Here is a 23792-nt window from a genome sequence, read left to right as displayed (position 1 = left end):
TAGCCGTCCTCGTCGCGGTGCGCCGAGTCGCCGGCCAGGTAGTACTGGCCGTTGAACTCGTCCGGGAAGTAGGTCTTGCGGAAGCGGTCGGCATCGTTCCAGATGGTGCGGACCAGGCTCGGGAACGGACGCTTGATGACCAGGAAGCCGCCATTGCCGGGTTCGACCGGCGCGCCGGATTCGTCGACGATATCGGCCATGATGCCCGGCAGCGGCAGGGTGCAACTGCCCGGCTTGGTCGCCACCGCGCCCGGCATCGGCGCGATCATCGCGCTGCCGGTTTCGGTCTGCCACCAGGTGTCGACGATCGGGCAACGACCGCCGCCAACCACTTCGTAGTACCACATCCACGCTTCCGGGTTGATCGGCTCGCCGACCGTGCCGAGCAGGCGCAGGCTGGACAGGTCGAACTGCTTCGGCAGATCGGCGCCGAGCTTGATCAGCGAACGGATCGCCGTCGGGGCGGTGTAGAAGGTGGTGACCTTGTGGCGTTCGATCATGCTCCAGAAGCGGCTGGCGTCCGGGTAGGTCGGCACGCCCTCGAACACGACCTGGGTCGCGCCCATCGCCAGCGGGCCGTAGCAGATGTAGGTGTGGCCGGTGATCCAGCCGACGTCGGCCGTGCACCAGAACACGTCGTCCGGCTTGTAGTCGAACGCCCAGCGGAAGCTGTTGGCGGCGCCGAGCAGATAGCCGGCGCTCGAATGCTGGATGCCCTTCGGCTTGCCGGTCGAACCGGAGGTGTACAGGATAAACAGCGGGTGGTCGGCTTCGACCCAGGTCGGTTCGCAGTCGAGCGGCAGGCCGGCGGTCAGTTCGTCCCAGCCGATGTCGCGCGCACCCATCGGTGTATTGCCGGCGGTACGCTTCTGCACGATGACCTTCTCGATGCTGTCGCAACCGCCGGCGTCCAGCGCTTCGTCAACGGTCGCCTTCAGCGGCACGGTCTTGCCGCCGCGCATGCCTTCGTTGGCGGTAATGACGATTTTGGCGCCGGCATCGATGATGCGGTCGCGCAGCGCGCCGGCGGAGAAGCCGCCGAACACCACCGAGTGAATGGCGCCGATGCGGGCGCAAGCCTGCATGGCAATGACGGCCTGCACCGTCATCGGCATGTAGATGACCACGCGGTCACCCTTTTCCACGCCGAGCTTTTTCAGGCCGTTGGCAAACTGGCACACCTGTTCATACAGGCTGCGGTAGCTGATCGGGGTGGACTGGCCGTCATCGGACTCGAAAATGATGGCGGTTTTGTCGCCATGCTGGTCGAGGTGACGGTCAAGGCAATTGTAGGAGACGTTCAGTAGGCCATCGTCGAACCATTTGAAGAACGGGGCATTGCTGCCGTCGAAGGTGCGGGTGAACGGCTTGTGCCAGCTCAGCAGTTCGCGGGCCAGGTCGGCCCAGAAGCCTTCGTAATCGTTGTTCGCGCGTTCGCAGACGGTGTTGCAGGCTGCCATGCCGGACAGGGTGGCTGCCTGGCGAAAGGCGTCGCCCGGAGCGAAACAGCGTCGCTCCAGCGCAAGGGGGGTCAGAGTGGACATGGTCGGGGCTTCCGCTTTGTAGAGGGATCGTTGTCTGCCCCCGCTCCAGCCGGGAGGGCCGGCAGGCGGGAGGCATTTTCGAGCCATGCTATGTCGGCGCTGACAACAGAAACATAGCCGTGGAAACCGTTTGTTGGCCTTTTGCGCCAAATCCCCTGTTTTGCACTGGAGCGTGACGCTTTTACGCATTTTAAAGCGATTGAAAGTTGTAAATTCGCATATGAAAAACCGTTATTCACGTAAAAATCGCTATATCGAACTGATATCGGCAAGCTGAGTCGATACAATTTCCCGGCCCGACCGGCTGTACCGGTCCAGTCGGGCGACAACTGTCCCTGTGCAAGTCGCGCCCAGCCGTTAGCATGTCGGCATGACCCCGCCGCTTCCCCTCTATCAGCGCCTGGCCGACGACATCGCCGGCCAGATCGCCGCCGGTACGCTGCGTCATGGCGACCGCCTGCCGTCCCTGCGCGAGCTGCGTGCCCGTCGTCAGGTCAGCCTGTCGACCGTCCAGCAGGCGTTCCGCCTGCTGGAGGACCGCGGTCTGATCGAAGCCCGGCCCCAGTCCGGCTTTTATGTGCGCCCGCGCCGCCCGACACCCCCGTCACCGCCGGCTCTTCCGGTACCGGTACCGGTGACGGTCGATCCGCTGCTCTGGCAATACGTGCAGGTTCATACCCAGGAAGCCGACTGCGGCATGGGCGGTTTTCGCAGCGCAACGCCATCGGCGGCACACCTGCCGCTGGCGGCGATCTCCCGGCTGATGAGCGATACCGTGCGCCGTCAGCCCGAGCTGCTGGCCGACTATGGCCACCCGGCCGGCGCGATCGAACTGCGCCGCCAGATCGCCCGCCAGGCAATGGAATGGGGCGGACGCTTCGCCGTCGACGACATTGTCGTCACCCATGGTGCGCTGGAAGCCCTGAACCTGTGCCTGCGTGCCCTGACCCGCCCCGGCGATGTGGTCGCCATCGAGTCGCCGGCCTACTACACGCTGCTGCGCTGTCTGGAGACGCTGGGACTGCAGGCGCTGGAGATTCCGACCGACCCGCAGACCGGCATTTCACTCGACGCGCTGGAGCAGGCCACCCGCAACGGCGCCGTGCAGGCGGTCGTGCTGGTACCCAACTTTTCCAACCCGCTGGGCAGCCTGATGCCGGACGAGGCCAAGGCGAGGCTGGCGTCGCTGCTGGCGGCGCGCGACATTCCGCTGATCGAGGACGACATCTATGGCGAATTCCATTTCGGTCCGCGCCGCCCGCGCCCGGTCAAGGCGTTCGATACCGCCGGCAATGTGCTGTACTGCGCGTCACTGACCAAGAATGTCGCCCCCGGCCTGCGCGTCGGCTGGGTCGAAGCCGGCCGCTTCCGCGCCAGCGTCGAGTTGCAGAAATACATCGGTACGCACTCGACCTCGCGCCTGTCGCAGGTGGTGCTGGCGCGCTTCCTGGAAAATGGCGGCTATGCGCGCCACATGCGCGCCTTCCGCCGGGCGCTGGTCAGCCAGATGCGGATGCTGACCGCCGCCGTCCGCGAGCACTTCCCGGCCGGCACCCGGATCTCCGAACCACAGGGCGGATTCGTGCTGTGGCTGGCGCTGCCGGAGCCGTTCGACAGCGTGGAACTGTTCCATGCCGCCATTGCCGAAGGCATCGACTTCGCCCCCGGTCCGCTGTTCTCGCCATGCGGCGGTTTCCGCAACTGTCTGCGCCTGTCCGGCGCCGCACCATGGAATGCCGGACAGGCGGCACGGCTGGCACGACTCGGCGAACTGGCACGGCGGCAACGGCAGGCCTGAGCCCCGCCCGGCACGGACGCGCGGGCGGAACCGGCCGGATTTTGCGATAATCCTGCCCCGCGCCGGCCGGCCCCCTCCATGCGGGCTGGCCTATACCGTATCTATCGGGCGTCTTTCGCGACGCCCCTGTCCCTTGTCGTCCCTCGCGGCGCCTAACCCTCACGCGGCGCTCGTCGCGTGCCTTCCCGGAGCCCCATCCCATGACCTGGGAGTCATTCAAACAACAATACCTGATCAAGTTCTGGAATCCGGTACCGGCCGTCATCGCCGCTGGCGTGCTGGCCACCTACTACTTCGGCCTGACCGGCACCTTCTGGGCCGTGACCGGCGAATTCACCCGCTGGGGTGGCCATCTGCTGCAGTTCGCCGGCTTCCATCCGGAGACCTGGGGCTATTTCAAGGTGATCCACCTCGACGGCACGCCGCTGACGCGCGTCGACGGGATGATGATCATCGGCATGTTCGCCGGCTGCCTGTCCGCCGCGCTGTGGGCGAACAACGTCAAGCTGCGCGTGCCGCAGCACCGCATCCGCATCGCCCAGGCCGTGATCGGCGGCATCATCGCCGGCTTCGGCGCCCGGCTGGCGATGGGCTGCAATCTGGCGGCCTTCTTTACCGGCATCCCGCAGTTCTCGCTGCATGCGTGGTTCTTCGCGCTGGCCACCGCCGCCGGTTCGTACTTCGGCGCCCGCTTCACGCTGCTGCCGATGTTCCGCATCCCGGTCAAATTGCAGAAAGTCTCCGCCGCCACCGCGCTGACCGCCGACCCGGCCGTGGCCGCCCGTCGCTTCCGCATCGGCATGCTGGTGTTCGTCGCCTTTGTGCTGTGGGCCGTCGCCCGGGCCTTCGATGCGCCGAAACTCGGTTTTGCCGCCCTGTTCGGGCTGGCTTTCGGCCTGATCATCGAGCGCGCGCAAGTCTGCTTCACCTCGGCGTTCCGCGACCTGTGGATCACCGGCCGCACGCAGATGGCCAAAGCCATCATCCTCGGCATGGCGGTCAGCGCCATCGGCATCTTCAGCTATGTGCAGATGGGCGCCGAGCCGAAGATCCTGTGGGCCGGCCCGAATGCCGTCATCGGCGGTCTGCTGTTCGGCTTCGGCATCGTGCTGGCCGGCGGCTGCGAAACCGGCTGGATGTACCGCGCGGTCGAAGGCCAGGTTCACTACTGGTGGGTCGGCCTCGGCAATATCATCGGCGCGACCGCCCTCGCCTACGTCTGGGACGATGTGGCCCCGGCTCTCGCTACCAACTACGAAAAAATCAATCTGTTGCAGCAGTTCGGCCCGATTGGCGGCCTGTTTGTCACCTATCTGCTGCTTGCGGTCGCCTTCGGCCTGATCCTGTGGTGGGAAAAACGCTTCTTCGCCCGCCAGTCGACCGCTGCCCCCCGTCTTGCCAAGGAGTCCGCATGAGCACGCTGCCCGCCCCCGATTTCCGCCTCGACATGGTCGGTGAACCGTGCCCGTATCCTGCCGTCGCCACGCTGGAAGCGCTGCCGCAGCTGGCGCCGGGCCAGGTGCTGGAAGTGATCAGCGACTGCCCGCAGTCGATCAACAACATCCCGCTCGACGCCCGCAACCACGGCTACGAGATGCTCGACATCCAGCAGGACGGCCCGACCATCCGTTATCTGATCCGCGTACCGAAAGCCTGAAGCGCAAGACCGGCTGCAGGTAAAAAACGCCCCCTCCTGACAGGCCCGCATCTCGCGGGCCTGTCCGCTGCCGCTTCACGTAAAATGCGCATCGACTCTACCGCCCCCCGGGTTCAACGTGCGCCTCACCCATATCAAACTCGCCGGCTTCAAATCCTTCGTCGACCCGACCTCGATCCCGGTGCCGGGTCAGCTGGTCGCCGTCTGCGGCCCGAACGGCTGCGGCAAATCGAACGTGATCGACGCCGTGCGCTGGGTGCTGGGTGAATCCTCGGCCAAGCAGCTGCGTGGCGAGTCGATGCAGGACGTGATCTTCAACGGCTCCGGCACGCGCAAGCCCGGCAGCCGGGCCTCGGTCGAACTGGTATTCGACAATGGCGAGGGCCGCGCATCCGGCACCTGGGGCCAGTACACTGAAATCGCCATCAAGCGCGTACTGACCCGGCAGGGGGAATCGAGCTACTGGATCAATGGCCAGCAGGTGCGCCGGCGCGATATCGCCGACCTGTTTCTTGGCACCGGCGTCGGCACCAAGGGCTATGCGGTCATTGAACAGGGCATGATCTCGCGCATTATCGAGGCCCGCCCGGAAGAACTGCGTGCCTATCTGGAAGAAGCCGCCGGCGTATCCAAGTATAAGGAGCGCCGCAAGGAAACCGAATCGCGGCTGGCCGATACCCGTGACAACCTCGCCCGCCTGCACGATATCCGCGAGGAACTGACCCGTCAGGTCGAAAAACTGGCCGAACAGGCCGAGGTCGCGCAGCGCTACCAGGGCATGCGCGACGAACTGGCCGAGCTGCAGAACCTGCTGGCGCTGACGCGCAAGCGCGATGCACAGGAAGCCGAGGCGAAGGCCAGTGCCGAACTGGCGCGACTGGAAACCGAGCTGGCGATGCTGTCGTCACGCGGCACCGAGCTGGACGCGGCGATCGAAGCGGCACGCGAAGCGCATTTCGCGGCCGGCGACGAAGTCAGCACCCGCCAGCAGCACCTGGCCGATCTGTCGGCGCAGGTCGCGCGGCGGGAAGAACAGGCACGACATCATCAGGACACCCGGGCGCGGGTCGAGCGCGAATTCGCCAGCGCCCGCACCGAACAATCGGCACTCGCCAGCCAGGCGCACCAGATCGAGACCGAACTGGCCGAATGGACCGAACGCCGTGACGAAGCCCGGTACGCGGCCGAGGAAGCGCAGATGGCGCTGGACGGCGGCGACGGCAGCCTGCCGGATACCGAGCAGCAGTTCCGCAGCCGCGACAGCCAGCTGGCCGCGCTGACCAACAAGGTCGCCGAACTGACCCGGGGCCGCGACCTGGCCGAGCAGCGCGCCGCCGCTGGCCAGCGCACGCTGGCCCAGTTGCAGGAACGCCGTGGCCGGCTGCGCGACGAACATGCCGAACTGGCACTGCCGGCCGCCGGCGAACTGGCCGATGCCGCCGATGCCGCCCGTCAGTCCGCCAGTGCGCTGGATACCGCGCGCCAGGCCGTCGACCACGAGGAAAACCGTCTGGCCGAGCTCGACCGCGAACGGCAGGCGGTCGATCGCGAGCGTGCAAGCCAGCGCGATGCGCTGTCGGCGCTCGACGCCGAGGCCGGCGCCCTGACCAAGCTGCTCGATGCGGCACAGGCCCGCGCCGGCATGGGCGACTGGCTCGCCCGCCAGCAACTGGCCGACGCGCCGCAACTGCTCGATGCGCTGCGCATCGACGCCGGCTGGGAAACCGCGCTGGAAGCCGCCCTCGCCCATACCGCCACGGCGCGCCTGAGCGCAACGCTGCCGAGCGACACCCCGCCGGCGCCGCTGGTGCTGGCACGCGAGGCAGCCGCACTGGCGCTGCCGCCGTCAGCGCTGACGCCGTTGCTGCGCCACATCACGCTGGACGATGCACGCTTTGCGCCACTGCTGGGCGATACGCTGGCTCTGTGTTTCGCCGCCGACTCGCTGGACGCCGCCCTTGCCCTGCGCGACAGCCTGCCGCCGGGCGGTCGCTGCTATACCGTGGACGGGCATGCCGTCAGCCGCCATGGCATCCACTATCACGCCCAGCGCGGGGAAACCTCGATCGTGGCCCGCCGCGCCGAACGTGACGCGCTGCTGGCGCAACGCGACCGGCAACAGCCGCAGCTGCTGGCGCTGGAAGCGCGGCTGACCACGCTGGACAGCGAGCGCGCCGCGACCCGCGACGCCATTGCCGCCGCCCGCGATGCGCAGGCCGCGGCCCAGCAGGCGGACACCGACGCACGCCTGACCCTGTCGGCCATCGAGCAGAAGAAACATCAGGGCGAGGCACGTGCCCAGGCCATCGCCGACGAGTTGCAGCGGCTGGACGACGATGATGCCAGCGAACGTCTGCAGATCGAGGAAGCACAGTTGAGTGCGGAGGAAGCCCAGCTGTCGCTGGACGAAGTCGCCGCCGCGCTGGAACAGGCACGCGTGGCGCGACTGGACGCCGAGACCGGTCTGGCGCTGGCGCGCGACAAGGCGCGCGAACTGGAGCGGCAGGGACAGGAAACCCGCTTTGCGCTGGCCAGCAGCCAGCAGCGGGTCAGCGAGCTGGAACGCCGCCGGGGCGAACTGAACGAACGGCTGGATATCCTGGCCGAGAAACTCGAAGCGCTGGCGATCGAACGCGAAACCTTCGACGACGACGATCTGGCCGACCGGCTGCATGAAGCGCTGTATGCCCGCGAACAGGCCCAGGACGCCGTCACCGCCGCGCGCGAGACATCGCAGGCGGCCGAGCAGCGACTGCGCGAGCTGACCCGCGCCCGGCACGATGCCGACAGCGGGCTGGCGCCGGTACGCGACGCGATCAGCCAGATGCTGCTGAAAGCGCAGGAAGCCAAGCTGGCGTTCGAGCGCTATGACGAGGAACTGCGCGAGGCCAAGGCTGACGAAGATGCGCTGGTGGCGCGGCTGAGCGAGGGCCGGAAGGCCGCGACGCTGACCGCGGATATCGGCAAGCTGGCCCAGGCGCTGAATGCGCTTGGCGCGGTCAACCTGGCCGCGCTGGACGAACTGAGCGGGGCACGCGAGCGCGAAACCTATCTGCTGGCGCAGCACGAGGATCTGGTTGCGGCCATGGCGACGCTGGAGCAGGCGATCACCCGCATCGACGGCGAAACCCGAGAACAGTTGCGCAGCACCTTCGAGGCGGTCAATGCCTCGATGATGGAACTGTTCCCGCTGCTGTTCGGTGGCGGCCAGGCGCGACTGGTCCTGACCGGCGAGGATCTGCTCGATGCCGGCATCCAGATCATCGCCCAGCCGCCGGGCAAGAAGAACAGCACCATCCACCTGCTGTCCGGCGGCGAAAAGGCGCTGACGGCGATGAGTCTGGTGTTTTCGCTGTTCCAGCTCAATCCGGCGCCGTTCTGCCTGCTGGACGAGGTCGATGCGCCCCTGGACGACGCCAATACCGGCCGTTTCTGCGAGCTGGTGAAGAAAATGGCCGACAAAACCCAGTTTCTCTATATCAGCCATAACCGGCTGACCATGGAAATGGCCGAACAGCTGGTCGGCGTGACCATGCAGGAACAGGGGGTCTCGCGCATCGTCGCGGTCGATATCGTCGAGGCGCTGCGCATGCGGGAAGCGATGTAGCAAGGACGGTCTGCAGCTAAATTGTCCGTAGCGGGTCGTCAAGTGGCGTGCCGCCGCTATAATCGTCGGAATATCGCTTTTGCAACGGAAACCGCACTCATGACCGATCTGCACTATGCCCTCATTGCACTCGCTGTCGCCGTGATCGCAGTGGTGTACGGCTACAACGTCTGGCAGGAACAGCGCTTCCGCAGAAAAACCGCTGAGTCGTTCCGCCAGAATCAGTCCGACCCGCTACTGGACACGCCGAACCACCAGGTTCGCGACGGCAGCGCCGAGCGGCTGGAACCGAGCCTGCTGGCCGATGACGACGCGCCGCGCGAGTCGCTGACCGCCTTCAGTGCCACCGATGCCGAGCCGGTCGCAGCCCCGCGCGACAGCCTGCCCGATGACGATGCACCGCTGCCGGAGCTGGACGAGGCGTCCGAGCCGCGTCTGGCACAGCAGCCGGCCGTCCCGCAGACTGAAGAGGTGGAATCGCCGTTGCCGGACCTGGCCGACGAGCCGGCCCCCCTGGTCGCGGAAGACCCGCAGGAACCGTCGTTCGATGCCGAGCCGGTCGTCAGCGCCATCAACGGTGCCGACCGCCAGGCCCTGATCGTGTCGATGCTGGAACCGACACTCGACTTTATCGCCGAGGTGGCCTTCTCCCCGGCGGCGACGCTGCAGGCCTGGCCGCGCATCGACGCCCAGCGCCGCATTCAGGTCATTGCCCGCAGTGCCCAGGGTGAATGGCTGGTCGCCAATGGTGCCCCGCCGGCCACGCCGGTCAGCCACGTCCATATCGGCCTGCAACTGGTCGATCGCGGCGGCGCGGTCAGCGAAGCCGAGATCGGCCAGTTCGTTGATCAGGTCGAAGACTTTGCCGCCCACCATGGCGGTCTGGTCACCCTGCCGCAGAGCCAGCCGACGCTGGCGGCCGCGCGCGAACTCGACCGCTTCTGCGCCGATGTCGACGTGCTGATCAACCTGAACCTGATCGCGCACAAGCCGTTCTACGGCACCAAGCTGCGCAGCCTGGCCGAAGCCCACGGCATGCATCTGGAGGCCGACGGCCGCTTCCACTACCTGTCCGAGTCCGGCAACAGCCTGTACTGCCTGTCCAGCGGCGACGACCGCCCGTTCTCGCTGCAGGACCTGCTGGAAAAGCGCTACAGCCGCATTTCGCTGGTTTTCGACGTGCCGCGCGTGGCCGGCAGTGCCGACGTGTTCGAGCGTGCAGTCGCCTTCTCGCGCCAGCTGGCGCAGCTGCTCGATGCCGAGCTGGTCGACGACGCCCGTCGCCCGCTTTCCGATGCCAGCCTGGCGGTCATCCGCCAGCAGCTGGCCCAGATCCACTCCCGCATGGATGACCGCGGCATCGCCCCCGGCTCCATTGCCGCCCTACGCCTGTTCGCATGACCCTCTCCGCATCACCTGCCGCGCGCGCAGCCCAGCTGCGCGCGCTTTTGCATCGTTACAATCACGAGTATTACGTGCTCGACACGCCCAGCGTGCCCGACGCCGAATACGATCTGCGCTTCCGCGAACTGTGCGAGCTGGAACGCGCGCACCCCGAACTGCGCAGTGCCGACTCGCCCAGTCAGCGTGTCGGCGGCCTGCCGCTGGCCGCGTTCGGCGAAGTCCGCCATGCAGTACCGATGCTGTCGCTGAACAACGTCTTTTCCGATATGCAGGCCGACGACCCGGCTCAGCGCCATGCCGAGCTGCTGGCCTTCGACGCCCGCGTGCGCGAAGGCCTCGGCCGCGAGCGGGTCGAATACGCAGTCGAACCGAAATTCGACGGTCTGGCCGTCAGCCTGGTGTATGAGGACGGTGTGTTCGTGCAGGGCGCGACCCGTGGTGACGGCAGCACCGGCGAGAACGTGACCGAGAACCTGCGCACCGTGCAGTCGATCCCGCTGCGGCTGACACCCCCGCCGGCGACCGACCTGTTTGCCACACCGTTGCCGGCACGACTGGAAGTGCGCGGCGAAGTGCTGATGCTGAAGCGCGACTTCGAGCGGCTGAACGCCGACCAGGCCGCCGCCGGCCTCAAGGTCTTCGTCAATCCGCGCAATGCCGCCGCCGGCAGCCTGCGCCAGCTCGATTCCCGCATCACGGCCAGCCGCCGGCTGGCTTTCTTCGCCTACTCGCTGGTCGAACCGGACGGCGCCGACGCGCCGCCGTCCCATTCCGCCACCATGGACTGGCTGCAGCAGCTGGGCTTCCCGGTCTGCCGCGAGCGTACGGTGGTGTGCGGGGTCGAGGCGCTGATCCACGAGTACGAGTCCATTCTCGAACGGCGCGCCACGCTGCCGTTCGATATCGATGGCGTGGTGTACAAGGTCAATGCCGTCGCCGACCAGCATCAGCTCGGCTTTGTGTCGCGCGCACCGCGCTTTGCCATCGCGCACAAGTTTCCGGCCGAGGAAGCACTGACCGTGGTCGAGGCGATCACGGTCCAGGTCGGCCGCACCGGCGCCGTGACCCCGGTCGCCCGCCTGCAGCCGGTGTTCGTCGGCGGCGTGACCGTGACCAATGCCACGCTGCACAATGAAGACGAGGTCCGGCGCAAGGACATCCGCATCGGCGACACCGTGATCGTCCGCCGCGCCGGCGACGTGATCCCGGAAGTCGTGGCCGCCGTCGCCGACCGCCGGCCGGCCGATGCCGCTGAATTCGTCATGCCGACGCAATGCCCGGTCTGCGGCTCGCATATCGTCCGCGCCGAGGACGAAGCCATCGCGCGCTGTTCTGGCGGACTGTACTGCTCGGCCCAGCGCAAGCAGGCGCTGCAGCACTTCGCCAGCCGGCGGGCACTGGATATCGAGGGCCTGGGCGAAAAACTGGTCGACCAGCTGGTGGAAAAGCAGTGGGTGACCACGCCGGCCGATCTGTTCCGGCTGCAGGCCGATCAGCTGGCCGGCCTCGATCGCATGGGCGACAAGAGCGCGCAGAACCTGGTACAGGCGATCGACGTCGCCCGCCATACCCGTTTCGAGCGCTTTATCTACGCGCTCGGCATCCGCAATGTCGGCGAATCGACCGCGCGCGATCTCGCGCGCCACTTCGGCACCCTGGATGCGCTGATGGCCGCCGACGAGACCGCGCTGGTCGCGGTGCCGGATGTCGGCCCGATCGTCGCGCGCTCGATCGTCGACTTCTTCGCCGAGTCGCATAACCGCGACGTCGTCACCGACCTGTGCGCGCTTGGCGTCGACTGGCCGCAGGTCGCAGCCACCACGGACAGCTACGTCGACGGCGTGGCCGGCAAGACCTTCGTGCTGACCGGCACCCTGCCCACCCTGACCCGCGATGACGCCAAGGCACGCATCGAGGCCGCCGGCGGCAAGGTGGCCGGCAGCGTGTCGAAAAAGACCGACTATGTGGTCGCCGGCGACGCGGCGGGCAGCAAGCTGGACAAGGCACAGGCGCTCGGCGTGGCCATTCTCGACCAGGACGGGCTGCTGGCACTGCTTGGGTCATAGGACGCTTTTCCGTCTCCGGCCCCCTCAAAAACACCTGCAAGACATATCTTGCAGGCGTTTTTATTTGCCTCGCCTATCTGGCCAGCATGACGGTTGCGGCAATGCGACCCCTGATTACCATTCGTGGCCAGACCGGGGTTTCCTTGATGTGACCCAGCAAATGCGACGACCCGCTCCGTAATATCAATGGCAATGCAGTGTCACTGCCTGCGTACCCGCTTTTATCAAACCTTCATGGGAGTCATCATGGATCGTCGCACTTTGCTCAAGTCGTCCGGTTTGCTGGTCGGCCTCGCCGCCCTGGGGTCGCGAGCCGTGGCGCAGACCCCGGCAACGGCGGCCCCGGCCGCCAATGACAGCCCGGCGGTATTCATTCCGTCGGCCGACACGCCGCTGCGACTGAATTTCAACGAGAACTCGCTGGGCATGTCGCCGCGCGCCAAACAGGCGCTGGCGGCCGTGCTGCCCGGCCAGTCATGCCGCTATCCGGACGACGCGCGCGAAGCGCTGGTCGCCACCATTGCCCGCCTCAACGGGCTGAGCGACAAGCAGGTGATCCTCGGCAACGGCTCGTCCGAACTGATCCACACCGCCGTCCTGAACGCAGCGCTGACGCCGAATGCCCAGTTGGTGGTCGCCGATCCGACCTTCAACAACGCCGAGGTCCACGCCAAAGCCATGGGTCTGAAAACGGTCAAGGTCGGCCTGACCCGCGATCATGTGCTCGACATTGCCGGCATGCGTGCCGCCGCCGATGCCCACCCGGGCCCGAGCACCATCTATCTGTGCAATCCGAACAACCCGACCGCCACCATCACCCCGGCGGCCGTGATCGACAAGTGGATCGCCAGCGCGCCGGATCGCGTGACCTTCATCGTCGACGAGGCCTACCACGAGTACGTGACCGACCCGCGTTACCAGAGCGCGATCAAGTGGGTCAAACAGGGCAGGAAAAACGTGATCGTGCTGCGCACCTGCTCCAAGGTCTTCGGTCTGGCCGGGGTCCGCGTCGGCTATGCCTTCGCCCATCCGGACACCATCGCCCAGTACGATGCGCACATCTCGATCGACAATATCAACCTGGCCGGCGCCGCCACCGCCCGCGCCTCGCTGGAAGATGCGGCATGGATCCGGCACAGCCTGGCCTCGACCGCGCAGGGTCGGGCCATCGCCGTCGACGCCTTCAAGCGCCTGCACCTCGACTACATGCCGTCGCAGGCCAACTTCATCATGCACCGGATCAAGGGCAGCACCACCGCCTATCAGGCCGAGATGAAAAAGCGCCACGTTCTGGTCGGACGGCTGTTCGACCATACCGATGGCTGGAACCGCCTGACCATCGGCACCCCGGAGGAAATGCGCGCCTTCGTCAAGGTACTGGACGGCATGCGGCGCGACGGGCTGGTCTGAGCGTCTGACTGCAGCAGAAAAAATCGGAGCCTGGTGCAAGCACCGGCTCCGATTTGCTTTATGGCACTGGTACTATGTCGACCGATCCCGCCTTGCGCCGGGAAACGCTGCACTGCATCCCACCATACGAAGACTTTTCATGAAACCGATCCGTAAAGCCGTATTCCCCGTCGCCGGCATGGGCACCCGTTTTCTGCCCGCCACCAAGGCCAGCCCGAAAGAAATGCTGCCAGTGGTGGACAAGCCCCTGATCCAGTATGCCGTCGAGGAAGCGGTCGCCGCAGGCATTACCGAGCTGGTGTTCATTACCGGGCGCAACAAGCGCGCCATCGAGGACCATTTCGACAAGGCCTACGAGCTGGAAAACGAACTGGAGCTGCGCAACAAGCATGTGCTGCTCGACACGGTGCAGGACATCCTGCCGAAGAATGTATCCTGCGTGTATATCCGCCAGGCCGAAGCGCTGGGGCTCGGTCACGCCGTGCTGTGCGCACGACCGGCGGTCGGCGACGAGCCGTTCGCGGTCATCCTGGCCGACGACCTGATCGACATGCCGAATGGCGCCATGGCAGAAATGATTTCCTGCTACCAGACCACCGGCAGCTCAGTGCTGGGCGTCGAGCGCGTACCGCGCAGCGAAACCGGCTCCTACGGCATCGTCGAAGTACGCGACGAGAACGGCCTGCAGCGCGTGACCAGCATCGTCGAGAAGCCGAAGCCGCAGGATGCGCCGTCCGATCTGGCCGTGGTCGGCCGCTATATCCTGACCCCGGCCATTTTCGACAAGCTGCGGGCGATCAAGCCCGGCGCCGGCGGCGAGATCCAGCTGACCGACGGCATCGACCTGCTGATGCGCGACGAGCCGGTACACGCACTGGCGCTGAGCGGCGTCCGCTATGACTGCGGCTCCAAGCTCGGCTATCTGAAAGCGACGGTGGATTTCGCACTCAAGCACCCGGAAGTCGGCGCCGCGTTCGACAACTGGCTGGCCGGGCGCAAATAACGCTAGAATCGCGTCCGACCGGCGGGGAACCGTCATCGACCAGGCCGCTTCCTTCGCGAAGCGGCTTCGCCGTTTCCGTTCCCTTGCCCTACCCCATATTGTTCAAGGAACCGATCATGCCCAATGTTGCCGCTGCCCGTGGCTTGCTCAATAGCGCCGACGTGCTGTTCACGGCGGAAGAAGTCAGCGTCGCCGTCGACCGCATGGCGACCGAAATCACCGCGCTGCTGGGCGACGAATACCCGCTGGTGCTGTCCGTGATGGGTGGCGCCGTGGTGTTTACCGGCCAGCTGCTGCCGCGTCTGCAATTCCCGCTCGACTTCGACTATGTGCACGTCAGCCGTTACGGCGACAAGACCCAGGGCGGCGCCATCACCTGGCGCACCGCGCCGAAGGAAGACGTGCGCGACCGGGTGGTGCTGGTGCTGGACGACATCCTCGACGAAGGCGAAACCATGGCCGCCATCCGCGAAAAAGTGATGGAAATGGGTGCAAAGGCGTTCTACAGCGGCGTGTTCGCCAACAAGCTGATCGACAAGCCGAAGCCGATCAAGGCCGATTTTGTCGGTATCGACGTGCCGAACCGCTATGTGTTCGGTTACGGCATGGACGTCCGCGGCGCCTGGCGCAACCTGCCGGCCATTTATGCGCTGAAATAACCGGGGGCACCGACGGCCTGAGTGGCGTCGGTACAGGCCCGACTGATTGCAGCTCCCGGAGGGCGACAGCCCTCCGCGGCGGCTGTCATGCCGGGTCGAGCAGGTGTCCCATCCGGGTGCGCTTGGTCTGCAGATAGGCCCGGTTGTCGGCGTGCTGCGGCACGGCGTGCAGCAGCAGTTCGGTCACCGGGATGCCGGCCGCTTCGAGGGCGACCTTCTTGTCCGGGTTGTTGCTCATCAGCCGTACCGATCGCACGCCCAGCAGGCGCAGTATGTCGGCGGCAAAATCGTAGCGTCGCGCGTCGACCGGCAGGCCGAGCGCCACATTGGCCGCCACGGTATCCAGCCCGCTGTCCTGCAGCGCATAGGCCTGGATCTTGTGCCCGATGCCGATCCCGCGCCCTTCCTGGCCGCGCAGGTACAGCAATACACCGCACCCCTGTTCGGCAATGCGCTGCAGCGCCAGATCCAGTTGCTCGCCGCAATCGCAGCGGCGCGAACCGAGCACGTCCCCGGTCAGGCACTCCGAGTGCATCCGCGCCAGCACGCCGTCGCCGGAGGGCGACCCCATGGTCAGCGCAAGGTGTTCGATGCCGCTGCTGCGGTCCCGGAACGCGTGCGCAACGAACTCCCCGTGTGCAGTCGGCAGCCTGGCGCTGCCAACCGCCTCGACCCGCAACGCGCGGGTCCCGGGCGCAACGGCGGAGTCGGGTGGCATCAATGACATGTTGTTTCTTCCTTACTGTAACGCGGCATGCGAGCCGCGCATCATCCATCAGCAACGGGCGTGACGGCAATCCTCCACCGCCCGCGGGGTGGATCGGGTTCCCAGTGTACACGTCGTTTTAGTCGTGATTAGAACGAAAATATCGATCGATATCATCAGACTGGCTGTGCTTTCACGAATTGTATTGCTCAAAATTATATTTTGCACAATACAATTTAACGACCTATGATAAAGGCCATCACATCCCGTGTTTCCCTTCCCGACCTGAACAGGAGTCTCACCATGGCCACCGTTACGCTTCGCGGCACCCCGATCGACGTCACCGGCACGCTGCCGGCCCCGGGCAGCACGGCCCCGGCTTTCACGCTGGTCGGCGCCGATCTGGCCGATGTGCCGTTGAGCCAGTTCGCCGGCAAGCGCAAGATCCTGAACATTTTCCCGAGTGTCGACACCCCGACCTGCGCCATGTCGGTCCGCAAGTTCAATGAAAAAGCGGCCGCACTGAACAACACGGTGGTGCTGTGCATCTCGGCCGACCTGCCGTTCGCGCAGAAACGCTTCTGCGGCGCCGAAGGCATCGACAATGTGGTCACACTGTCGACACTGCGTGGCGGCGAGTTCCTCGCTCACTACGGCGTGCTGCAGTCGTCCGGGCCGCTGGCCAGCCTGGCAGCGCGTGCGGTCGTGGTCCTCGACGAGCATGACAAGGTACTGCATGCCGAACTGGTGGCCGAAATCGGCCAGGAACCGGATTACAGCGCCGCCCTCGCCGTGTTGTAATCCCGTGCCATTCCGGCCGCAGCCCCCGCTGTGGCCGGAACGCCCCAATGAAGAGACCGATGACCGACCCGCTCAGACTGGACCAGCAACTGTGCTTCCCGCTGTACGCCGCCAGCAATCTGCTGACGCGGCGCTACCGTCCGTTGCTGGAAGCGCTCGGGCTGACTTATCCACAGTATCTGGTCATGCTGGTGCTGTGGGAAGACGCGCCCAGAACCGTCGGTGAACTGGGTCGTCTGCTGTATCTGGACAGTGGCACGCTGACGCCGCTGCTGAAACGGCTGGCGGCGCAGGGGCTGATTGCCCGCCAGCGCGCCGAGGAAGACGAGCGGCGGGTGATGATCTCCCTGACAAAGGCCGGCTGGGCGCTGAAGCAGCGCGCCGTGTCGGTTCCGGAGGCCATGCTGTGCCAGCTGTCGATGACGCCGGCGGAGTTCACGACGCTTCGTGCGCAATTGCAGGCGCTACTGGCTACGCTGGCCGCCCCGCCGGGGTGAGCGTGGCCGGCGCTTCTGCTACCCTTCGCGCCTTCTCCGTCATTTGATACTGCCCATGCCCCGCCCCAAAGCCCTGTTTCTTGTCGGCCCGACCGCCAGCGGCAAGACCGGTCTCGCCATCTCGCTGCAGGCACGGTTTCCGCTGGAACTGATCAGCGTCGACTCGGCGCTGATCTACCGGGACATGGATATCGGCACTGCCAAGCCGACCGCCGACGAACTGCGCCAGGCCCCGCATCATCTGATCGACATCCTGTCACCGCTGGACAGCTATTCGGCAGCCCGGTTTGCCAGCGATGCGCGCGCGCTGATGGACGATATCGTCGCGCGCGGCCGCATTCCGCTGCTGGTCGGCGGCACCATGCTGTATTACCGCGCGCTGAGTGCCGGCCTGTCCGACCTGCCGCAGGCTGATGCCGCGATCCGCGCCGAAATCGACCATCAGGCGGCATTGCACGGCTGGCCGGCCATCCACGCCGAACTGGCGGCCGTCGACCCGGTCACGGCCGCACGACTGGCGCCGAACGACAGCCAGCGCCTGCAGCGTGCGCTGGAGGTCTGGCGCATCAGCGGTACGCCGATGTCGGCCTTCCATCAGCAAAGCCAGGGCGAAGCGCTGCCGTACGATGTGCTGAAACTGGCACTGTGGCCGCAGGAGCGCGCCTGGCTGCACGAGCGCATCGAGCGGCGTTTTCAGATGATGCTGGAAGCGGGTTTTCTCGACGAGGTGCGCGCACTGCGGAGCAAGTATCCGGGCCTGCATGCCGATCTGCCGTCGATCCGCTGCGTCGGCTACCGCCAGGCCTGGTCGCTGCTCGACGGCCAGTGCGACCAGCGCACCTTTGTCGAGCAGGGCGTGGCCGCCACCCGCCAGCTGGCCAAGCGCCAGCTGACCTGGATGCGCTCGATGCCCGACCTGCTCCGGCTGGATTGCCAGCAGCCGCTGCTCGAACCGGCCAGCGCGGCGGTCGCCCGCTTCCTCGCAGAATGAACAACGCCCCGGCCGCGAAGCCGCGGCCGGGGCGTTTGCGCCATCCCGCAGATCAGCGCTGCTGGGCGCGCAGGCGTTCGAGTACGGCGTAGATCGGGTTCAGCATCGCCTCGCCGAGGCGCAGGCTGCGCTGACCGTTCCAGCCATAATCGTCATCCGGCAGGTTGGCGTTGTCCTTGAACGGCATTTCCAGCGTATAGGCCAGGCAGTCGAAAGTATGGCCGACCCAGGCTGTCGCCATCGACAGATTGGCTTCGCCCGGCTTGTCCTTGTCGTAGCCCTGCTCGTCCTGGAAGTCCGGGCTGGCCAGTTCCAGATGGTGCTTGAAGGCGGATTCCAGCTCGGCGATGCGCTCGCTGTAGCCCGGCACGCCCTCGGTGCCGGCGACGAACACGTACGGTATCGCCTCGTCACCATGGATGTCGAGGAACAGGTCGACGCCGGTTTCGCGCATCTTGGCCTGTACGCAGTACACCTCGGGGCTGCGTTCCAGGCTGGGCGACAGCCACTCGCGATTCAGGTTGGCACCGGCGGCATTGGTGCGCAGATTGCCGCGCACCGAGCCGTCCGGGTTCATGTTCGGAACGATGTAGAAGGTGGCATGTTCGAGCAGGATGCGCGAAATCGGATCCTGCCAGTCGAGCAGACGGCGCAGCAGGCCTTCGGCAAACCATTCGGCCATGGTTTCGCCCGGGTGCTGGCGGGCGATGACCCAGATCTTCAGGTCGGACGACACCTCATGCCCGACCGTCAGCAGGTTGATGTCGCGGCCATCGATGGTGGTGCCGAGGTCGGTAACCTGGCAGAGGCCGGAACCCTGCGCCTCGCCGATCAGGTCGAGGTGGCGTTCCCAGCCATACGGCTCGAAGTAGGCGTAGTACACGCTGTTGGCCAGCGGTGTGTGCTCGACGGTCATGATGTTGCCGTCGTAGCTGGCCGGCACGCGGAACCAGTTGACGCGGTCGTACGACGCGCACAGGTTGTAGTCTTCCCAGCCGGCCGGATAGGCGGTTTCCCCGGTATTGAGGAAGCGCATCACACAGGGCTGGTAGGCCGCACCCTGCAGACGAAAGTGGAACCACTGAGTGAATTCCGATGCATTGTCGGCGCGAATCTTGAGCTGAATATCGTCAAAGCGCTCCGCGCTGACGACTTCGATACTGCCGGAGTCGAACTGTGTGCTGATTTTCATGGCGTCGTGCGATAGGTCGGCTGGAAGACTGAAGCCGCCATTGTAGCCCTGCCGGCACGCAACCAAAACCCTGAGAGCCGACAAGGAATTGCCCCGGCCGGCCGGCAGGGGCAATTCTTCAATGCGGTGAGGCGTTAACTGCCGTCAGGCGGTCAGACCTGGCTGCTGGTCGCCTTCTTGGCATTGCTCTTGACGGCGTCGGCGGTCGCGGTGGTCGCTGCCTTGACGCTGGAACCGGCAAAATCGGAAACCTGCTGCGCGGCCTTGGTCAGGCTGTTGACGGCGGCGGCCGAGGCGGCGATGCCGGACTTGACGGCATTGATGGCGCTGTCACTGCCGGCCGGGGCGTTCTTGGCCAGCGTGTCGATGGTGCTGATCAGCGACTTGTTGTACTGGCCGATCTGCTCTTCGGTCAGGCGGGCGACTTCGGTCTGGACTTCCGACACCACTTCGTACAGGTTGCGCGAGTGGTTGACCACCTGCTCGACGGCCGATGCCGTCACCTTGTTCAGTTGCTGGGCAGCCTGCTGCGGGTCGGTGGTCTGGCTCAGTTCGCGAACCAGCTTGCCGTTTTCTTCCAGCGACTGGCGCGAAGCATCCAGTTGCAGACGAACGATGCGTTCGACGCCGGCCAGCGAGATATGAGCGAGGCGCAGCAGCGATTCAAACTGGTTGAAGTGGGCTTTGCTGAGTTCTTCCTGATTGAACATTTACATTTCTCCTAATGTAGAGTGCGCGTAAAGGGGGGGCGGCACTCAATTGTGCTCTGCAACATGCAGGGGAATTCTAGAAGTCGAATTTGGCATAGTCAACAAATCAGATTGTTGGACATCAATAATTATCTTTTTATGATGAAGAACTTGCGCTCCACCCCCTCCGGCGGAGATTTCTGTTTCATTCATCCGCAATGCGAAAAAAATATCTCGTCGGATGGCGCATCGCGGCAAAAACCTACCGCCAACGTGGTCGCGCCGCTATGATGGCGTCGGACGAGACAACGAGCGCCTGTCCCAGCCGCCGGGCAAGGCGACAAAAACCCAATAACAGCCGGAGATAAACCATGAGCAGCGAGAAACGGGTTATCAAGAAGTACCCGAACCGCCGTCTGTACGACACCGCGACCAGTTCCTACATCACGCTCGAGGACGTCAAGCAACTGGTTGTCGAGAACGTTGACGTGCAGGTGATCGACGCCAAGTCCCAGGACGACATCACCCGCAGTGTGCTGCTGCAGATCATCCTCGAAGAGGAATCGTCCGGCGCGCCGCTGTTCACCTACGATGTGCTGACCCGGCTGATCCGCTTCTACGGCAACGCGATGCAGGGGCTGATGGGCGGTTACCTGGAAAAGAACCTGGAGCTGTTCTCGCAGATGCAGGGCAAGCTGCAGGACCAGACCCGGCAGATGATGAGCGACAGCCCGATGACGCAGAGCAAGAACCTGTGGGCCGATTTCATGAAGTTCCAGGGCCCGGCGGCGCAGAACATGATGACCAATTATCTGGAACAGAGCACCAATCTGTTCGTCGAAATGCAGAACCAGATGCAGGAACGCACCAAGCAGCTGTTCACCGGTTTCAGCTTCCCGGCCTACCCGGCCGATGGAGACAAGCCGGCCGAGGGAGCACCGGCCGATACCCGGCCCGACAGCGGCAGCAAGGAAAGCAGCAAGTAGCCCGTCCTCGACGCGAAACGGACCGGGCCGGAAAGGCCCGATGCCGCACAGACCAGCAGGACATCACCCCTCGATGCAGGGGTTTTTCTTCGCCTGCGTCACCACGGCCGGATAATGGATTGCGCGCAGTCAAAAACAATGACACTGTTATCAAATGACCCAGCAAGACTTGTATAATTTGTTGCTTGATCCATCGTTATCACTCGAGGTGACCACCATCGACGCCCAGCGCACCATCGGCAAGATAGTCACGCCGGAACTGCTCACCTGTCGACCGGAAACCACCATCGCCGAAGCGGCCAGACGCATGCGCGAAGCGGTCTGCGGATCCATCCTGGTGACGAACGAAAATGGTGAAGCGGTCGGCATCTGGACGGAAGCCGATGTATTGCGCCTCGACCTGCTGGATCCCCATGCCCTGTCCCACCCGATCTCGTCGGTCATGTCGAGCCCGGTCAAGACCCTGCCGCACAACATCACCTTCAGCGAAGCCGCCGTCTACTTCCGTCATCACAATATCCGCCACTATCTGGTGATCGACGATGACAACCGCTACCGCGGCGTGCTGTCGCAAACCGATGTGGTACTGAACCAGGGAGCCGAATTCTTTCTGCAGCTGAAGGAAATCGGCACCATCCCGCTGCGCCCGCCGCTGCGGGTCGCCCATTCCCTGCCACTGGCCGAAGTGGCCAGGCAGATGCGCCAGGAGCGCCAGGACGCGGTGATCGTCGACTACGACGATGGCGGCGAGCCGGGCATCCTGACCCAGCGTGACGTGCTCCGGCTGGTGATCAAGGAACAGGCACAGACCGCCGCCGGCGAGCTGGCCAGCCGCCCGCTGCAAACCCTCCGCCAGCACACCAGCCTGTACTCGGCACGCAAGATGATGTCCGAGCACCGGGTTCGCCACCTCGGCGTCCTCGACGACAACGAGCAACTGCGCGGACTGGTCGGTTTTGCCGACATCCTGGCGCAGATCGAACACGAATACATGCAGGAGCTGCACTCGGCGCTGAAGGAACGCGACGAAGCGCTGAATGCCTCGCGCCAGAACCAGCGCCTTGCGCACAAGGTGTTCGAGTCGACGCTGGAAGGCATCCTGATCACCAACGCCGCCGGCATCATCGAGTCGGTCAACCCGGCCTTTTCCCGCATTACCGGCTGGACCCAGGACGATGTGGTCGGCAAGACGCCGAAGGTGCTCAGTTCCGGCCGGCAATCGGACTCGTTCTATCGTCACATGTGGACCAGCCTGCAGGAAAACGGCTTCTGGCAGGGCGAGATCGTCAACCGCCGCAAGGATGGCAGGAATTACCACGAGCACCTGACCATCACCGGCATCAGCAACGAACAGGGTGTCTACACCCATTTTGCCGGCATTTTCACCGACATTACCCAGCGCAAGCTGAATGAAGAACGGCTGCACTACCTGGCCAACCACGACTCGCTGACCGGGCTGCCGAACCGCACGCTGTTCATGGAACGGCTCAGTGCCTCGATCACCAGCACCCGGCGCAACCAGAAGCAGATGGCGCTGATGTTTCTCGACCTGGACCGGTTCAAGATCATCAACGACACCCTCGGCCACCAGGCGGGTGACCGCCTGCTGTGCGCCGTGGCCGAGCGGCTGACCGCCACGCTGCGCGAGAGCGACACCGTCGCCCGGCTCGGCGGTGACGAATTCACCGTCATTGTCGAGGACGTGCAGGACGTGCGCCATGTTGCCCGGGTCGCCCAGAAACTGGTCGACGCACTGATCAGTCCGCTGGAGCTGGAAAACCAGGAAATTTTCGCCACCACGTCGATCGGCATCGCCATCTATCCCAGCGACGGCGAAGACGCCGACGTGCTGCTGATGAACGCCGATACCGCGATGTACCGGGCCAAGGAAAGCGGCAAGAACACTTTCGAGTTCTTTACCACCGACATGAACGCGGAGACGGTATCGCGCATGCAGATAGAGTCCGGTCTGCACCGCGCGATCGAGCGGCAGGAACTCAGCCTGTTCTACCAGCCCAAATACCGGCTCGATACCGAGACGCTGTGCGGCATGGAAGTCCTGCTGCGCTGGAACAATGCCGAACTGGGTGCCGTGCCGCCGACCCGTTTCATTCCGGTGGCCGAAGACAGCAACCAGATTCTGGCCATCGGCGAATGGGTACTGGCCAATGCCTGCCAGCAGGCGCAGACCTGGCTGGCGCAGGGCCTGCTGCCCGGCCCGATCGCGGTCAACCTGTCCGGCAAGCAGATCCGCCAGCCGAATATCGTCGAGACAGTGCGCAATATCCTCGAAACCAGCAACCTGCCCGCCTCGTGGCTCGAACTCGAGATCACCGAATCGGTGGCCATGGACAATACCCATGAAGTGGGACGCACGCTGGCCAGCCTGAAAGCGCTGGGGGTACGGCTCGCCATCGACGATTTCGGTACCGGCTACTCGTCGCTTGCCTACCTGAAACGGCTGCCAATCGACGTACTGAAGATCGACCGCGCCTTTATCCAGAACCTGCACGAGGACCCGGACGACGCGGCCATCGTCGTCGCCATCACGTCAATGGCGCACACGCTCGGTCTGGAGCCGATCGCCGAAGGCATCGAGCACGAGGAGCAGTTCCGTTTCCTGCGCGAGAACGGCTGCACCTACGGTCAGGGTTTCCTGTTCAGCCGGCCGGTCCCGGTGCAGGAGATGGACGATCTGCTGGTCGAGAGCCAGGCGCTGCGCGCCTGGGGCAACCCGGATGCACCGCACCACCACCACGGTTAAGCGCTGCCAATGAAAACG

At 65.1% G+C, this 23792-nt stretch carries 18 protein-coding genes; 14 read left to right on the top strand and 4 right to left on the bottom strand.

Annotated elements, in window-relative coordinates; translation table 11 throughout:
- Nucleotides 1-1544: acetate--CoA ligase (gene acs / locus Q352_RS0114935; RefSeq protein ID WP_028500038.1), on the bottom strand; the 1544-nt coding region annotated here is incomplete at its 3' end.
- A 370-nt stretch (nt 1545-1914) separates the two neighbouring features.
- On the opposite strand from acs, the gene Q352_RS0114930 reads away from it, so the two are divergent.
- From Q352_RS0114930 to Q352_RS0114890, 9 genes are all read left to right on the top strand, one after another.
- Nucleotides 1915-3342: an aminotransferase-like domain-containing protein gene (locus Q352_RS0114930; RefSeq protein ID WP_028500037.1), complete on the top strand. Its 1428-nt coding sequence runs from the start codon at nt 1915-1917 to the stop codon at nt 3340-3342.
- A 92-nt stretch (nt 3343-3434) separates the two neighbouring features.
- Nucleotides 3435-4757: a selenium metabolism membrane protein YedE/FdhT gene (yedE, locus tag Q352_RS0114925; protein ID WP_276324999.1), complete on the top strand. Its 1323-nt coding sequence runs from the start codon at nt 3435-3437 to the stop codon at nt 4755-4757.
- Complete coding sequence (yedF, locus tag Q352_RS0114920) at nt 4754-4999, top strand: sulfurtransferase-like selenium metabolism protein YedF (RefSeq protein WP_028500035.1); 246 nt, start codon at nt 4754-4756, stop codon at nt 4997-4999. Before yedE ends, yedF begins: the two co-directional genes overlap by 4 nt.
- Nucleotides 5000-5117: 118 nt before the next feature.
- Complete coding sequence (gene smc, locus Q352_RS0114915) at nt 5118-8606, top strand: chromosome segregation protein SMC (protein WP_028500034.1); 3489 nt, start codon at nt 5118-5120, stop codon at nt 8604-8606.
- Nucleotides 8607-8705: 99 nt separating this feature from the next.
- On the top strand, nt 8706-10007 hold the full coding sequence (locus Q352_RS0114910) for a cell division protein ZipA C-terminal FtsZ-binding domain-containing protein (protein ID WP_028500033.1): 1302 nt from the start codon (nt 8706-8708) through the stop codon (nt 10005-10007).
- Nucleotides 10004-12076 carry an NAD-dependent DNA ligase LigA gene (gene ligA, locus Q352_RS0114905; RefSeq protein WP_028500032.1) on the top strand — a complete coding sequence of 691 codons (2073 nt, stop codon included), beginning with the start codon at nt 10004-10006 and terminating at the stop codon, nt 12074-12076. Before Q352_RS0114910 ends, ligA begins: the two co-directional genes overlap by 4 nt.
- A gap of 246 nt (nt 12077-12322) precedes the next feature.
- Nucleotides 12323-13486 (top strand): pyridoxal phosphate-dependent aminotransferase, encoded by a 1164-nt coding sequence (locus Q352_RS0114900; protein ID WP_028500031.1) that lies wholly within the window; start codon nt 12323-12325, stop codon nt 13484-13486.
- Nucleotides 13487-13625: 139 nt separating this feature from the next.
- Nucleotides 13626-14489, top strand: coding sequence for a UTP--glucose-1-phosphate uridylyltransferase GalU (gene galU / locus Q352_RS0114895; RefSeq protein WP_028500030.1), 864 nt, complete (start codon nt 13626-13628; stop codon nt 14487-14489).
- 116 nt (nt 14490-14605) lie between these two features.
- Nucleotides 14606-15148: a hypoxanthine-guanine phosphoribosyltransferase gene (locus Q352_RS0114890; protein ID WP_028500029.1), complete on the top strand. Its 543-nt coding sequence runs from the start codon at nt 14606-14608 to the stop codon at nt 15146-15148.
- Between the two features lie 85 nt (nt 15149-15233).
- Here Q352_RS0114890 and ribA read toward each other — a convergent pair whose 3' ends face one another.
- Entirely contained in the window at nt 15234-15875 is a 642-nt protein-coding gene (gene ribA / locus Q352_RS0114885; protein WP_084300239.1) for a GTP cyclohydrolase II, read from the bottom strand.
- Between the two features lie 282 nt (nt 15876-16157).
- On the opposite strand from ribA, the gene tpx reads away from it, so the two are divergent.
- Genes tpx through miaA form a run of 3 tightly spaced genes read left to right on the top strand, consistent with a single transcriptional unit; the run spans nt 16158 to nt 18143 of the window.
- The gene (tpx, locus tag Q352_RS0114880; RefSeq protein ID WP_028500027.1) at nt 16158-16655 is read left to right on the top strand and encodes a thiol peroxidase; all 498 of its coding nucleotides are present in this window, start codon (nt 16158-16160) and stop codon (nt 16653-16655) included.
- Between the two features lie 59 nt (nt 16656-16714).
- On the top strand, nt 16715-17152 hold the full coding sequence (locus Q352_RS0114875; protein WP_028500026.1) for a MarR family winged helix-turn-helix transcriptional regulator: 438 nt from the start codon (nt 16715-16717) through the stop codon (nt 17150-17152).
- Nucleotides 17153-17207: 55 nt separating this feature from the next.
- Nucleotides 17208-18143, top strand: a complete 936-nt coding sequence (gene miaA / locus Q352_RS0114870; RefSeq protein WP_028500025.1) for a tRNA (adenosine(37)-N6)-dimethylallyltransferase MiaA — start codon at nt 17208-17210, stop codon at nt 18141-18143.
- A gap of 52 nt (nt 18144-18195) precedes the next feature.
- Here the strand turns inward: miaA and Q352_RS0114865 are convergent, their stop codons facing one another.
- Nucleotides 18196-19335, bottom strand: a complete 1140-nt coding sequence (locus Q352_RS0114865) for a M14 family metallopeptidase (RefSeq protein WP_028500024.1) — start codon at nt 19333-19335, stop codon at nt 18196-18198.
- A gap of 152 nt (nt 19336-19487) precedes the next feature.
- Entirely contained in the window at nt 19488-20045 is a 558-nt protein-coding gene (locus Q352_RS0114860; protein WP_028500023.1) for a phasin family protein, read from the bottom strand.
- A gap of 350 nt (nt 20046-20395) precedes the next feature.
- On the opposite strand from Q352_RS0114860, the gene phaR reads away from it, so the two are divergent.
- Nucleotides 20396-21010: a polyhydroxyalkanoate synthesis repressor PhaR gene (gene phaR / locus Q352_RS0114855; protein WP_028500022.1), complete on the top strand. Its 615-nt coding sequence runs from the start codon at nt 20396-20398 to the stop codon at nt 21008-21010.
- 208 nt (nt 21011-21218) lie between these two features.
- A complete protein-coding gene (locus tag Q352_RS0114850) occupies nt 21219-23774 on the top strand; it encodes an EAL domain-containing protein (protein ID WP_028500021.1) in 2556 nt (851 codons plus the stop codon).
- Nucleotides 23775-23792: the final 18 nt, after the last annotated feature.

The sequence above is a fragment of the Microvirgula aerodenitrificans DSM 15089 genome (assembly GCF_000620105.1).
Classification (GTDB): Bacteria; Pseudomonadota; Gammaproteobacteria; order Burkholderiales; family Aquaspirillaceae; genus Microvirgula; species Microvirgula aerodenitrificans.
The sequence above is the reverse complement of the archived record's forward strand: the minus strand, read 5'-3'. Positions and strand labels throughout refer to the sequence as shown.